Origin of the sequence: Actinomadura fibrosa, from assembly GCF_900659615.1 — a bacterium.
GTDB classification, from domain to species: Bacteria; Actinomycetota; Actinomycetes; order Streptosporangiales; family Streptosporangiaceae; genus Spirillospora; species Spirillospora fibrosa.
The window spans coordinates 1-13,501 of sequence record NZ_CAACUY010000232.1 but is presented as its reverse complement, the minus strand read 5'-3'; the positions used below and the strand labels follow the sequence as shown (position 1 = coordinate 13,501).

The 13,501-nt window shown below is 73.9% G+C and carries 10 protein-coding genes and 3 pseudogenes; 4 read left to right on the top strand and 9 right to left on the bottom strand.

The window, feature by feature from the left end; translation table 11 throughout:
- A pseudogene (locus E1300_RS40175) lies at window positions 1-518 on the top strand (IS5 family transposase); the annotation flags it as partial.
- A 15-nt stretch (window positions 519-533) separates the two neighbouring features.
- Here the strand turns inward: E1300_RS40175 and E1300_RS40170 are convergent.
- The 3 genes and pseudogenes from E1300_RS40170 to E1300_RS53010 form a co-directional block, all read right to left on the bottom strand.
- Complete coding sequence (locus tag E1300_RS40170) at window positions 534-935, bottom strand: NUDIX hydrolase (protein WP_207400229.1); 402 nt, start codon at window positions 933-935, stop codon at window positions 534-536.
- Window positions 936-951: 16 nt separating this feature from the next.
- Window positions 952-1,497, bottom strand: a complete 546-nt coding sequence (locus E1300_RS40165) for a GntR family transcriptional regulator (RefSeq protein WP_242619692.1) — start codon at window positions 1,495-1,497, stop codon at window positions 952-954.
- Window positions 1,498-1,509: 12 nt separating this feature from the next.
- Window positions 1,510-1,713 (bottom strand): annotated as a pseudogene (locus E1300_RS53010) (winged helix-turn-helix domain-containing protein); the annotation flags it as partial.
- Window positions 1,714-1,869: 156 nt separating this feature from the next.
- On the opposite strand from E1300_RS53010, the gene E1300_RS40160 reads away from it, so the two are divergent.
- Entirely contained in the window at window positions 1,870-2,277 is a 408-nt protein-coding gene (locus E1300_RS40160; RefSeq protein WP_165503208.1) for an ATP-binding protein, read from the top strand.
- Between the two features lie 166 nt (window positions 2,278-2,443).
- Window positions 2,444-3,796, top strand: coding sequence for an MFS transporter (locus E1300_RS40155; protein WP_131762530.1), 1,353 nt, complete (start codon window positions 2,444-2,446; stop codon window positions 3,794-3,796).
- Here E1300_RS40155 and E1300_RS40150 read toward each other — a convergent pair.
- From E1300_RS40150 to E1300_RS40130, 5 genes are all read right to left on the bottom strand, one after another.
- Window positions 3,780-4,394: a PaaI family thioesterase gene (locus E1300_RS40150; protein ID WP_131762528.1), complete on the bottom strand. Its 615-nt coding sequence runs from the start codon at window positions 4,392-4,394 to the stop codon at window positions 3,780-3,782. The two genes, E1300_RS40155 and E1300_RS40150, sit on opposite strands and share 17 nt — an antisense overlap.
- Before the next feature lie 77 nt (window positions 4,395-4,471).
- Entirely contained in the window at window positions 4,472-6,658 is a 2,187-nt protein-coding gene (locus E1300_RS40145) for an ATP-binding protein (RefSeq protein ID WP_131762526.1), read from the bottom strand.
- Window positions 6,659-6,740: 82 nt separating this feature from the next.
- On the bottom strand, window positions 6,741-7,481 hold the full coding sequence (locus E1300_RS40140) for an ABC transporter ATP-binding protein (RefSeq protein ID WP_131762524.1): 741 nt from the start codon (window positions 7,479-7,481) through the stop codon (window positions 6,741-6,743).
- Window positions 7,478-10,261, bottom strand: coding sequence for an ABC transporter permease subunit (locus E1300_RS40135; protein ID WP_131762522.1), 2,784 nt, complete (start codon window positions 10,259-10,261; stop codon window positions 7,478-7,480). Before E1300_RS40135 ends, E1300_RS40140 begins: the two co-directional genes overlap by 4 nt.
- A gap of 10 nt (window positions 10,262-10,271) precedes the next feature.
- Window positions 10,272-11,519 carry an ABC transporter substrate-binding protein gene (locus E1300_RS40130; protein WP_207400228.1) on the bottom strand — a complete coding sequence of 416 codons (1,248 nt, stop codon included), beginning with the start codon at window positions 11,517-11,519 and terminating at the stop codon, window positions 10,272-10,274.
- Between the two features lie 273 nt (window positions 11,520-11,792).
- On the opposite strand from E1300_RS40130, the gene E1300_RS40125 reads away from it, so the two are divergent.
- Window positions 11,793-12,890, top strand: a complete 1,098-nt coding sequence (locus E1300_RS40125) for an alcohol dehydrogenase catalytic domain-containing protein (protein ID WP_131762536.1) — start codon at window positions 11,793-11,795, stop codon at window positions 12,888-12,890.
- 12 nt (window positions 12,891-12,902) lie between these two features.
- On the opposite strand, the pseudogene E1300_RS50705 reads toward E1300_RS40125, so the two are convergent.
- Window positions 12,903-13,501, bottom strand: a pseudogene (locus tag E1300_RS50705) (hypothetical protein); the annotation flags it as partial.

Below are 13,501 nucleotides of genomic sequence, written 5' to 3'. Positions count from 1 at the left end.
TGGAGGAGGTGGCCCGGCAGGCGAAGCACTAGGACGTTCCCGCGGCGGGCTGTCCAGCAAGATTCATCTGGCCGCCGACGGCCGCTGTCGGGTGCTGTCGGGTGCTGTCCTTCCTGGTCACTCCCGGTCAGTGGGGTGACAGCCCGCAGTTCGTCGCGGTCCTGGACGCCATCGGTGTCGCACGGCTGGGCCCGGGCCGCCCACGCCGCCGTCCCGATCATGTGCTGGCCGACAAGGCCTACTCCTCGCGGGCCAACCGGGCGTATCTGCGGCGACGCGGGATCGCGCACACCATCCCGGTGCCGGCCGACCAGCGGCAGCACCGCCACGACCGCGGACGCCGCGGTGGACGCCCGCCCGGCTTCGACCCCGAGCGCTACAAGCAACGCAACACCGTCGAACGCGCCATCAACCGCCTCAAGCAGTTCCGCGCCGTCGCAACCCGCTTCGACAAACGCGGCTACCTGTTCACCGGCACCATCACCATCGCCGTCCTGCTCATCTGGCTACGCACCTGATCCAAGAAACAGGCTCTAGATGACGCGCGTCCCGTCATGAACCCGAACAAACGGCCCACCCACCCGCACCGCATCGAAAACCCGGACCGCCCGAGCCTCCGGCATCTTCGCGCCGACCTCCTCCATGGTGAGCCAGGCGACCGCCGCGGCCTCGTCGGTGGCACGCCCTTCGCCGCCGATGACATGGCAGCGAAAGGCCAGCGTCACCACACCCATCACCATGTTCTTGTAGACGCCCGTAAGCCCCTCGGCCTTGACGAGGACGCCGGTCTCCTCGAACACTTCCCTCGCGACGCCGCTCTCCGGCGCCTCGTCGAGTTCAAGCACCCCTCCCGGCGGCACCCAACGTCCGTCGTCCCGTCGCTCGATGGCGAGGACGCGCCCGTCCTCGCGCAGCACGATGCCGGTGACGCTCACCGAGTGCAGCGGCGGATCACCCGGCACCTTCGGCCGCCCACTCGTACCTGAGCCGCCAGAGCTGCCCGGGAAAGACGTTGATCGTCACCTCGACGGGCTTCCCCTCTTCGCCGTACGCCAAGCGCCGCACTTCGAGCACGAACCCGCCCCGGCCGACACGGAGGAAGTCGAGTTCTTCGGGTAGAGGACGGCGCCCCTCGATCTCCTCGGCGAACCGGGCGACCCGATGCCCGCGTTCGGCCAGCCGCCGATAGATGCCGGTAGGCCCGGTGTCCGGGAAGGCCAACTCGACGCTCCCGGCCAAGGACAGCGGGATGTAGGAGGTGGCGAGCTGCACCGGCCGGTCATCGGCGTACATATGCCGCTCACGGACGAGCACGGGAGCATCGGACTCGATCTCCAGCAGCCGGGCGATGCCGACGGGAGCCACGACGGCCTCCGCCCTCACGAGGTCGGTGCTCGGGTTCATCCCGGCTTCCCGTACCTCGTCCGCGAAGCTGCTGCCGGTGCCACCCTCAGGCGCGGGGATGCGCCGCACACGCCGCACTGTCGGCACGTCCACGACGAACGATCCTCGCCCGTGCTCGGTGCGGATGACCCCCTCGGCCTCAAGCAGCGCGATAGCGCGATTGATGGACGTCTGGTTCAACCCGTACTTCCGTGCGAGCTCGGGCTGACTCGGCAGAGGATCGCCAGGACCGAAGTCACCCCGGACGATCGCTTCGCGGAGTTCGTCCGCGACCTGGCGGTACCGCGCTCGCGGCCGCTCCAAGCCCATCTGCTCTCCCTCGCCCGATGTCCTCGCGGACGACCCTAGCGCCGCGGCGGCAACCGCCGGGCTCTCGGCTCGGCGAAACCGAACGCTACTTATGACATATGTGTTAGGTTCCGGTCGGGGAGCGGGACCAGCCGAGACCTGCCAGGAGGCGGGACAGTGACCGTTTACATCGAACCCCTGGACCGGCCGCATGTAGCGCTCGACCTCGAACCCGTCGACACTGCGGTGTGTGTCGCGCGAGAGGTGCTCAAGGTGGCCCTTGACGACTGGGGAGCCGCCCATCTCAAGGACGACGCGGTGCTCATCGCCAGTGAGCTCGTCACCAACGCTCTGCGCCATGCAGGGCTCATCTCGTTTCGGGCCTGCTTGGACGCGCCCGGACGCGTCACCCTGGAGGTGTGGGACGACGATCCCGCGCCGCCGCTCGCCGCAGCGATCGACCTGGGATCCGAGCATGGGCGCGGATTGCTGATCGTCGGGGCGCTCGCGGCCGATTGGGGATGGCGGCCGCTCTCCTGCGGCAAGGTCGTCTGGGCCATCATCAGCGAGCTACCGGCTGTGTGAACGGTCGGGCACGGGCGTCCGCGGCCGTACGCGGGCGCCTCGTGCCGCTACCCGGCGTCGCAGCGCGCGGTATCGGCTGGGAAGCGGTTTCCGGCGAGGGGCGGGTGGGAAGACCGTCGGGCACTACTGGGTTACCGGCGGGGGCGGTCTGAGGGAAAGAGCTCCCATGGTCCTGGATCCCGGAGAGGCCGGACGGGCCCGCGAGGCGGGTGCGGCCGAGGCGGACGAGCGGCGGCGGCAGGTCCGGACGGCGGCGGTCGCGAGCGTCGTCGGCACGTCCATCGAGTGGTACGACTTCTTCCTCTACAACACCGCGGCCGCGATCGTCTTCAAGGACGTCTTCTTCCCCGAGTCCACCGACTACGCCGGGACGCTGTCGGCGTTCGCGACGTACGCGGTCGGGTTCGCGGCGCGGCCCGTCGGTGCGGCGATCTTCGGGCACTGGGGCGACCGGCTGGGGCGGAAGGCGACGCTGATCGTCACGCTCGTGCTGATGGGGGTGTCGAGCGCGCTGATCGGCGTGCTGCCGGGGACGGAGTCGATCGGCGTGGCGGCGCCGGTGCTGCTCGTGCTGCTGCGGGTCCTCCAGGGGATCGCGGTCGGCGGCGAGTGGAGCGGGTCGGTGCTGCTGTCGATGGAGTGGGGCGACCGGAGGCGGCGGGGGCTGATGGCGAGCCTGCCGCAGATCGGCGTGCCGATCGGGCTCATCCTCGGGACGGGCGCGATGACGGCGATCGCGCTGTCGGCGAAGGACGCGTTCGAGGACTGGGCGTGGCGGCTGCCGTTCCTGTTCAGCCTCGTGCTCGTGGCGATCGGGCTGTGGGTGCGGGTGCGGGTGATGGAGACGCCGCTGTTCGCGGAGGTCGTCGAGCGGCGGGAGGTGGCGGAGGTCCCGGTGGCGGAGGTCGTGAAGCGGTATCCGCGCGAGATCGTGCTGAGCGCACTGCTGCGCTGCTCGGAGCAGATGCCGTTCTACATCTTCACGTCCTTCGCGCTGACGTACATACACAAGACGCTCGGGATGGCGCAGGCGCTGGCGTTGAGCGCGGTGACGGCGGCGGCGGTGCTGGAGCTGTTCACGATCCCGGCGGCCGGGCACCTCGCCGACCGGATCGGCGGGCGGCGCGTCTACGCGGCCGGGTCGCTGCTCGTGGCCGTGGTCGCGTTCCCCTACTTCGCGCTGCTCAACACCGAGGTCGCCGTGCTGGTGGTCGTCGCGGTGGTGGTGGCGCAGATCCCGCACGCGATCCAGTACGGGCCGCAGGCGTCGCTGATCGCGGAGTGCTTCCCGACGCGGCTGCGGTACGGCGGGGCGGGCATCGGGTACCAGCTCGCGTCGGTGGTCGCCGGCGGGCCGGCGCCGCTGCTGGCGACGTGGCTGCTGCACGACTTCGGCTGGCAGGCGATCTCGGTGGCCATGCTGGTGGCGTCGGCGCTGACGCTGGGCGCGCTGGCGCTGCTGCCGCGTCCGGTGCGGGAGGGCGCCGGGACGGGCGGGGAGGTCAGCGCCGGGGCATGACGAACAGCGCGGTGGCCTCGACGGTGACGCGCCCGTCGGGGCCGGTGATGGCGCCGTCGGCGTAGATCTTGCGGCCCTCGGTGCGGCTCGCCTTGGCCTCGACGAGGAGGGGGACGCCGAGCGGGGTCGGGCGCCGGTAGCGCAGCTCCAGGGTCGCGGTCATGCCGTGGTTGCCGGTGGCGGCGGCGGCCATGCCGAGGACCTGGTCGAGCACCATCGCGGAGACGCCGCCGTGGACGTAGGCGGGCGGCCCCTCGTAGACCTGGCTGAGGGTGAACTCGGCGCGGGCGATGCCGTCCGGGGTGACCTCGATGTCGACGGGCGGGGCGATGGGGTTGATCGTTCCGGCGACGGGGTTGGCGATCTGCCGGTCGATGCCGCTCTCACCGGTGCCGGTGAACGGCGGGGCGGCGCGGCGGACGGCGGACAGGCGCGCGGTGAGCGCCGCCAGCTCGTCCGCGACCGCGGCGGCCTCACCGGCGCCGGCGCCGGTGAGGACGGCGGCCTCCGTCAGCTCGCGGATCCGGGCGGCGAGCGCGGTCAGCGCCGCCGTCTCGTCCCGGTCCAGCCCGTCGCGTACCGTCGGCTCCACGCCCATCGCGGCCCTCCCCTTCAGCCGAACGAGATTCTAGTCGGCCGGTGGGACGGACCGGGACACCGGTCCGGTGGCGGGGCTCAGGCGCCGCCGCACGCGAAGCGGACGGTCTCGTCCAGGGTGAGGGCCATGCCGCGCTCGTGCTCGGCGGTGAACCGGTCGAGGCCGAGCGCCGAGCGGGCCTGCCCTTCGAGCTGCTCGTGCAGCGACTCCAGCGCCGTGTCGCCGAGGCGCGGGACCCCGACCTTCGCGGGGTAGCGGGACGCGGCGCCGAGCAGGACGGCGCCCTCCGCGTACTGGCGGCGGCGCGCGAACACCCAGCCGAGCAGCTCGAAGGTGTTGGTGAGGCCGACCGGGTCGTCGATCCGGCGGAACGCGGCGAGGCTCGCCCGGACCTCGCGGGCGCAGCCTTCGACGTCGTCCAGGAACCAGTGGGCCAGCGCCTTGACGTAGCCGGCCCAGGAGCGGATCCAGATCTCGTTCGGGGCGTTCCTCAGCAGGTGGAGGGCCTCGTCGCATTCGGCGAGCGCAGTCTTCGGCTCCCCGCTGCGCGCCCGGTGGAAGCCGCGCAGGACGTGCAGCATGATCAGGTCGCCGCGCAGCCCGCGCTCCCGCATGACGGCCAGCGCCTCCTCGAAGCAGCGCCCGGCGCGGTCGTGCTCGCCGACGAAGGTGGCGGCCGTCCCGAGCGTGCGCAGCGCCCGCGCGTACGCGGGCTCGTCGCCGCCGCGGCGGGCGAGGGCGAGCGCCTCGGCGGCCATCGGGAACGCCTCGGGCGAGTCGCCCTGGTTCGTGCACAGGTACGCGTTGCGCCACAGCGCGTCCGCCCGCTCGGGGACGGCTTCGGTGACGAGCTCCAGGCCGCGGTCGAACCAGTACCGGCCCTCGGTGAACCGCGACCGGCACAGCCAGGTGCTCCACAGCGCGCCCGCCAGCCGCAGCCCGGCGAGTGCCTCTCCCGGCACGGTGAAGCAGAACTCCAGCGCGGCGCGGACGTTGTCGCGCTCGGCGTCCAGCCGGCGGACCCAGCGCTCCTCCGCGTCGGTGAGCCACGCGTCCGCAGCGCGGCGCGCGAGCTCGGCCACGCAGTCGCGGTGCCGCTCGCACAGCGGGCGGATCGGCTCCACGGCCTCCAGCCACGCGGCGCCGTACTCGCGGAGCGTGTCGAGCATGTCGTAGCGGTCGCCGGTGCGGTGCACGACGGACTTGTCCACGAGGCCCGCCAGGCCGACGGCGACGGCGTGCCGGTCGAGCCGCTCGTCAGCGCAGACCCGCTCGGCCATCGCGAGGTCGAAGCCGCCCGCGAACACCGACAGCCGCGCCCACAGCAGCCGCTCCGGCGGCGCGCACAGCTCGTGGCTCCAGCCGACCGTGGTGCGCAGCGCCTGATGCCGCGGCGTCTCCGAGGGGCCGTCGCCGAGCAGCCAGAACAGCTCGTCCATGCGCCGGACGAGCCCCTCCAGCGGCAGCGTGCGCAGCCGGACCGCGGCCAGCTCGATGGCGAGCGGGATGCCGTCCAGCCGCCGGCAGAGCAGCGCGATCCGCCGCCGCGCGGTCGCGGTGACGGGCAGGTCCGGGACGGCCTCCAACGCGCGGGCGACGAACAGCTCGACCGCGTCGCCGCTCTCGGCCGTCACCGCCAGCGGCGGGACGGGCAGGACGCGCTCGGCGGCGAGGCCGAGCGGCTGCCTGCTCGTGACGAGCAGGCGCAGGCCGGAGCAGCCGTCGAGCAGCCTTCGCGCGAACGCCGCGCAGTCGGCCACGAGGTGCTCGCAGGTGTCGAGGACGAGCAGGAACCGCCGGTCGCGCAGGCACTCGACGAGCAGGTCGGCCGTCGGCGCGGCCATCGAGTCGCGCAGTCCCATCGCCCCGGCGACGGTCTCGGCCAGCAGCGCCCCGTCCCGCAGCCCGGACAGCTCGACCATCTGCACGCCGTCCGGGAACGTCCCGGCGAGGTCGCGCGCGACCCGCAGCGCGACGCGGGTCTTGCCCACGCCGCCGGGGCCGGTCAGCGTGACGAGCCGCGCCCGCCCGAGCGCGTCGCGGGCGGCGCGGATCTCGGACGCCCGGCCGACGAGGCTCGTCGCCTCCTCCGGCAGCGCGTCGCCCGCGTCCCACGGGTGCTGCATCGTGACCGCCTCCCGCCCGGCGGACCCGCCGCCGGAGGCCCGGTGTTCGAACGCGCCGGTGCCGGACGCGCCGATCGTCACCGTGCGCTGTGCCGGGCTCCGCGCCCGGGGTTCGATACGCTCCGTCGCCCGCCGCATCCAGTATGGGTGCGGGTGTGCTGCCGCGCCGAGGGCCCGCGGGATTCCAGAACGTATCCGAGCGCAACCGGCCCGGTTCAGGTCATCCGAGATAGGCGGCGCGGACGGCCGGATCCTCCCTGACGGCGTCGGGCGGGCCGTCCGCGATGACCTTGCCCAGGTCGAGGACGACGACCCGCTCGCACGCTCCCATCACGAAGCCGACGTCGTGCTCGACCAGCAGGACGGTCGCGTCCAGCCCCGCGACCACCGCGGCGAACAGCGCGGCCTGCTCGGCGTCCAGCCCGGAGGTCGGCTCGTCGAGCAGCAGCACCCGCGGCTCGTCGGCGACGGCGCGGGCGAGCTCGACCATCCGCCGCCGCCCGATCGGCAGGTCCGCCGCGTAGGCGCCGGCGAGCGCGCCGATCCCGCAGCGGTCGAGGACGGCCATGGCGCGCTCCCGGCGCTCGCGTTCGAGCCGCCGCCGCCCGCGCCATCCGACGAGGTCCGCCGCCAGGCCGCCTCCGCCGCCGCGCCACTCGACGGCGGCGAGCACGTTCTCCAGGACGGTCAGCCGCCCGAACACCTGCGGCCGCTGGAACGTGCGCCGCAGCCCCATCCGGGCCCGCCGCACCGCGCCCGCGGACGTGACGTCCTCCCCGTCCAGCCGGACGGTCCCGGACGACGGCCTCCGGAGCCCGGTGACGACGTCGAACAGCGTCGTCTTGCCCGCGCCGTTGGGGCCGATCACCCCGCAGGTCTGCCCCTCGGCGACCGCGAGGCCGACGTCCGAGAGCGCGTGCACGCCGCCGAACCGGACGCTGACGTCCTCGATCTCGATCACTGCTCCCCCTCGGGGGCGTTCCCGGCCGCGGCCGGCGCGGGATCCGGAGCGGACGCGGCCAGGCCGAGGTAGGCCGAGGTCAGCCGGTCCTCGTCGACCTCGGCGCGGGGGCCCGTCCACGACAGGCGCCCGTTCCCCATGAACGCGACGGTGTCGGCCAGCGCCAGGACCTCGCTCGCCTTCTCCTCGACGACCAGCAGCGCGACGCCGCGGTCGCGCAGCTCGCCGAACATCTCGAAGACCTGCGCGACGACCAGCGGCGCCAGGCCGAGCGACGGCTCGTCGGCGACGAGGACGCGCGGCGGGCGGACGAGCGCTGGCGCGAGCGCGAGGATCTGCTGCTCACCGCCCGACAGCGCGCCCGCCGGGACGCCGCGGCGCTCGGCGAGCCGCGGCAGCCGCTCGTACACCTGCCGCCGGTCGGCGGCCGATGGGAGCCAGACGGTGAGGTTGTCCTCGACGGTCAGCGAGGGGAAGACGCCCCTGCCCTCGGGGGCCAGGTACAGGCCGTCGCGGGCGCGCTGGAAGGCGCTCCGGGCGGTGACGTCCCGCCCGTCGAGCAGGACCCGTCCGGCGGTCGGGCGCAGCGTGCCGCCCGCGACCGCGCACGCCGTGGACTTGCCCGCGCCGTTCGCGCCGAGCAGCGCCACGACGGAGCCCGCGGGCACGGCGAGGTCGACGCCGCGGAGCACGGTCACGTCCCCGTACCCGGCGACGACCCCTTCCAGCCGCAGCACCGCCTCTGACCCGGCACGTTCGCCCTCAGCGGCGCCGACCTTGGCGGCAGCGGTCTCCGTCGCCCCGGCGTGCGTGCGCGCGGGTTCGGGGGTCCCCGAGACGGCGCGTTCGGCGGCGGCGAGGCGGTCGCGGCGCTTGCGGCGGCGGTAGCGGCGCTCGGCGAGCTGGGCGAGGACGCCGTCGGGATGCCGGGCGAGGATCATGCCGCCGAGCCCGAACAGGATCGTCCCGACGTACGGGGAGTCGGTGACGTTGTCGAGGACCTCGGGGAACAGCGCCATGACCAGGCCGCCGAGTACCGCGCCGCCGACGCGGCGCACGCCCTGGAGCACCACGACCGCGAGCCACACGAATCCGGTCAGGGCGGGCAGGTCGGTCGCGGTGATCTGCCCGTTGAACGTCGCGTACAGGACGCCGCCGAGCCCGGCGATGCCGGACGCGAGCCCGAAGAGCGTCAGCTTCGCGCGGGTCGCGGAGATGCCGACGGACGGCGCCGCGGTCGGCGCGGACCGCACGGCGAGGATCGCCCGCCCGGACGCGGACCGCTCCAGGTTCCGGATCAGCAGGCCCACGAGCCCGATGAGGGCGAGCAGCAGCACGACCCGGACCCGCACGTCGTTGGTGTCGGCGACGCCGAGCGAGAACGCGGGCAGCTTCCAGCCGACGGTCCCGTTGCTGAACGCGTCGATCTGGAAGAGCACCTGGTCGGCGAGCAGGGCGAGGGCGAGGGTGGCGAGCGCGAGGATCCGGCCGCCGAGCCGCAGCGCGGGCAGCGCCACGAGGATCCCGGCGGCGACGGCGGCGAGCACGCCGATCAGCACGGCGAGCGGGAACGGCAGCCCCTTGTCGAACGCGAGGCCGGCGGCGAGCGCCGCGAGCGCGGCGAACGACGCCTGGGCCAGGTTCACCATGCCGCCGATGCCGGTGACGACGACGAACGAGCAGAAGATCAGCGCGAGGACGAGCCCCTGCGCGACGAGACCGACCCAGTAGTCGTCGCCGAGCGTGAACGTCCAGACGAGGAGCGCGGCGACGGACAGGCCCCAGGGCAGGGCGCGCCGCAGGCGGGGCAGGTCGGCGAGGTAGTCGGGCGGGGGCGCGTCCTCGGCGATCGTCCCGGCGGCCCGCCCGCGGGCGCGGCCGAGGACGAGCAGCCCGCCGAACAGCAGGATCGCGGGGACGGCCGTCCGGAACCCGGTGACCTTCTCGGCGAAGTCGGCGTATCCGGCGACGAGGTTCTGCACGACGCCGAGCGCGAGGCCCGCCGCGAACGTCACGGGGATCGAGTGCAGCCGCCCGAACACCGCGGCCGTCGCGGACGCGAACATCAGCACGGTGAACGCGCCGGAGTCCAGCCCGAGCGCGGGCACGGCGAGGACCCCGGCGAGCCCGGCGAGCATGGTGCCCAGCATCCACGCCTGCGCGGACGCGGCGTCGGCGTCCACGCCGCGGAGGGTGGCGAGGGCGCGCCGGTCGACGGTGGCGCGCATCCGCAGGCCGAGCGGGGTGCGCCGCATGACGGCCCACAGCGCGCCCGCCGCGAGGACGGCGAGCGCGAACGTGGTGAGCTGGTCGGAGTCGATCCCGACGCCGCCGAACGGGTGCCAGGAGTGGACGGGACGGGGCCCGAGCCCGCGCGCCGCCGCGCCCTCGGTGACCTTCGGGAGGTCCGCGCCGAACGTCTCGACGAGCACGTCCACGGTCCACAGGCCGAGGGCGGGGAGCGCGATGGCGAGCCCGATCGTGGCCACGATCTGCGCGGTCTCCCCCGCGGTCGCGAGCCCGCGGAACATCAGCCGGTGCAGCGCGTAGCCGAGCGCGGGCGCGGCCCCGAGGATCGTGACCGGCCCGGCCGCCCACACCGGCCAGCCGAGCCCGGACGTCAGCTCGAAGAACAGCAGCGCCGCGAGGAACCCGACCGCGCCGTGCGCGAAGTTGAAGACGCCGGTGGCCGAGTAGGACAGCGTCAGCCCGGACGCCATCAGCGCGAAGATCGCCCCGGTGACCAGGCCGCTCAGGACGTAGCCGAGGAGTTCGGTCACGGTGCCGCGCCTAGAGGGTGGTGTTGTCGTAGCACTTGAGGTGCTGCGCGACCTTGAAGGTCCCGTTCTCCAGCCGGACGAGCGCGCCGCAGCCGTTCGACTCGGTCTTGCCGGCCGGGAACTGGATGCGGCCGAAGCCCTTGTTCTCGTAGGAGAACGTCCCGGCGGCCTTGAGGAAGGAGTCGCGCGTGAGGTCCTTGCCGGCCTTCTCCAGCATCTTCAGGAACACGTCGGCGGACCAGTACCCGATCGCGGCGTGCTGGTCGAGGACGGCGGACGCGCCGCCGGCCGCCTGCACGTCCGCCTTCATCTTCGCGACCTCGGGCAGGTCGGACTCGTACGGCTCGAACTGCGGCGCGGCGTAGACGCCGTCCAGCGCCTGCCGGGCCTGCGGGTCGGCGATCGCCTTCGGGTCGTACGACGTGGCGTCGGTGATCAGGCCCTTGTAGCCGGCCTTCTTCAGCGCGGCGTAGAGCCCGGTGTTGAACTTGCCGCCGGCCATGACGGACACGACCACGTCGGGCGCCTTCCCGCCCGCGCTCTTCATGATCTTGTTGACGTAGGGCGACCAGTCCTGCGGCGGGGCCTGGGACGGCAGCGCCGCCGACGAGCCCGCCTCCGTGAACCCCGCCGCGGTGAACGACTTGCCGATCGTCTGGATGGCGTACTTGCTGGCGGTCGAGTCGGTGGCCTGGAGCCAGAACGTCCTGCCCTTGGCGCCGCCGAGCTGCGCGGCGACCTGGTTGCCCCACCAGGTCTGCGTCTTCTGGCCGGGCTTCGGCGCGAGGCAGCCGTTGAACCCGAACGCGCTGGCCTTGCCGCACCAGAACGGCCCGGTGGCCCAGCCGATCCACGGCACCTTCTGCTGCTCCAGGAACTCGGCGCCGCCGAACTGCGGCGCGCTGACCGGCAGCACCGCGAAGACCTTCTCCTTCTGGACGAGGCGGCGCGCGGCGGCGGCGCCCTTGTCGGGGGTCATGCCGTCGTCCTCGGCGCCGATGTACTCGATCTTGCGGCCGTGGACGCCGCCCTCGGCGTTGGCGCGCGCGAACCGGGCCTTGGCGCCGAGCTCGGCGCCGCCGGTGGAGTAGCCGGTCGCGCTCGTCACGGTGAGCACGCCGCCCACCTTGACCGAGTCGCCGGTCACCCCGGCCGCGCCGTCCCCGCCGGAGGACGCGTCGTTGCTCGTGGCGCACGCCGCGAGCAGGGCGGCGGCAACGGCGAGCACGCTCGCCCGCAAGGTCGTGGATGTCGTCAAGGCGCGCCTCCCGCGGAATCGTTCGGGCACGGCGAGAGCGGCCACCGATGTGACCTAGCGCTCGCTTGGTCGCGAGCGTAGGTTCGCCGTCGCGGCACTGTCAACGCCCCGACCTCGGCACCCGTCCCCTCGATCAAGCAAACGCTTGGTGCTAGCGTGGGCGGGGACGGGCCGGCGCGCCGCGCGGCGCGGGATCCGGCACGGCGCAGGGCACGGGCGCGCGACCCCCGCGCGCGGCTTCCGGAAGGCGGGCGGAACGTGACGAGCACGGTGATGCGGGCGGCGCTGCTGCGGGAGTACGGCGCTCCCCTCCAGATCGCCGAGGTGCGGGTGGAGGCGCCTAAGGACGGCGAGGTCCTCGTGGCGATCGCCGCGTCGGGCGTCTGCGGCTCCGACCTCAAGGCCATCGACGGCAAGAGCCCCGTCGTCACGCACCTGCCGTGCGTCCTCGGCCACGAGAGCGCGGGCGTCGTCGAGGCCGTCGGCCCCGGCGTGACGTCCGTCAAGCCGGGCGACCACGTCGTCGTCGCCATGAACGGGCCGTGCGGGCGCTGCCGCAACTGCGCGCGCGGCCGGGTGCACCTGTGCAGTGGGAGGACCCGCATGGCGGCGATCATGGGCGTCACCGCGGACGGCACGACCCGGCTGAGCACCGGCGACGAGGTCGTGCGCCCCTACATCGGCATCGGCTCGTTCGCCGAGAAGGCCGTCGTCACCGAGGCCATGTGCGTCAAGGTCGACCGCGACGCGCCGCTCGACCTGCTCGCCCTCACCGCCTGCGGCGTCGTCACCGGCGTCGGCGCCGTCCTCAACGTCGCCCGGGTCGAGCCGGGCACCAGCGTCCTCGTCGTCGGCTGCGGCGGCGTCGGGCTGAACGTCGTGCAGGGCGCCGTCCTCGCGGGAGCCACCACGATCATCGCCGCGGACGTCGTCGAGTCCAAGCTCGACCTCGCCACCAGGTTCGGCGCCACCCACACCGTCCTCGCCGACGACCTGCCGAAGCAGGTCGGCGAGATCGTCCGGGGCGGCACCGACTACGCCTTCGACGTCACCGGCGTCCCGGAGGTGCTGGCCAAGGCGTTCGCCTCCACCCAGCCCGGCGGGACCACGGTCATGGTCGGCAGCCCCGCCGCCGGGAAGAACCTGGAGATCCCGCCCGGCCTGCTGTTCGGCTCGCGCCGCCTCATGGGCACCCAGGGCGGCGACGCCGTCCCCGCCCGCGACCTCCCGCTGCTGGTCGGGCTGTACCGGAGCGGCCGCCTCAACCTGGAGGGCCTGGTCAGCGAGCGCGTCCCGCTGGACGACGTCAACGACGCCGTCGCGCACGTCCGCTCGGGCGCCGTCGCCCGCTCGGTCATCGTCTTCGGCTGAGCGCGCCGGGCGTCAGGACCGGGACAACGGGCCGACGACCGTCCAGGTGCGGGTCTTCGACCTGCCGGTGTAGCTGAACATCAGGCGCCTGCCGCTCGGCGTCAGCGTGACCGTGCCGGACCGCACGCAGCGCTCCGTGCCCTTCGTGATCAGCTCGCGGAGCGTCAGCGTGCCGCCCGCCCTGCCGACGTACGACTCGGTGCCCGAGCAGCGCTCCCCCGGATAGCTGACCCGTCCCGCGCGCTTGCCCTTCGGCAGGACCAGCGTCACCGAGAGCATCTTCCCGTCGTTCTGCCTGACCTTGCCCTTCCAGGTGCCCGCGTACGCCGCCGGGATGCCGACCTCCTTCGGCGGCTTCGCCTTCGGGCTCGTCGGACGCCGCGACGGGCTCCGGGACGGCGAGGTGCGCGGCGGCGACGGTGGCGCGCTGGTGGCGGCCGGCGGCGCAGCCCGTCCGGGATCGTCGCCGCCCCGAAGGGCGATCACCGAGACGACGACGGCCGCCGCGACCGCGACCACCGCGGCCGCCACCGCGATCGCCGTCGTGGACCTGCGCTGCGGCGCGGGCTGCGGAGGCGCGGACCCGCCGCCGGGCGGCCCGGACGCGTGCG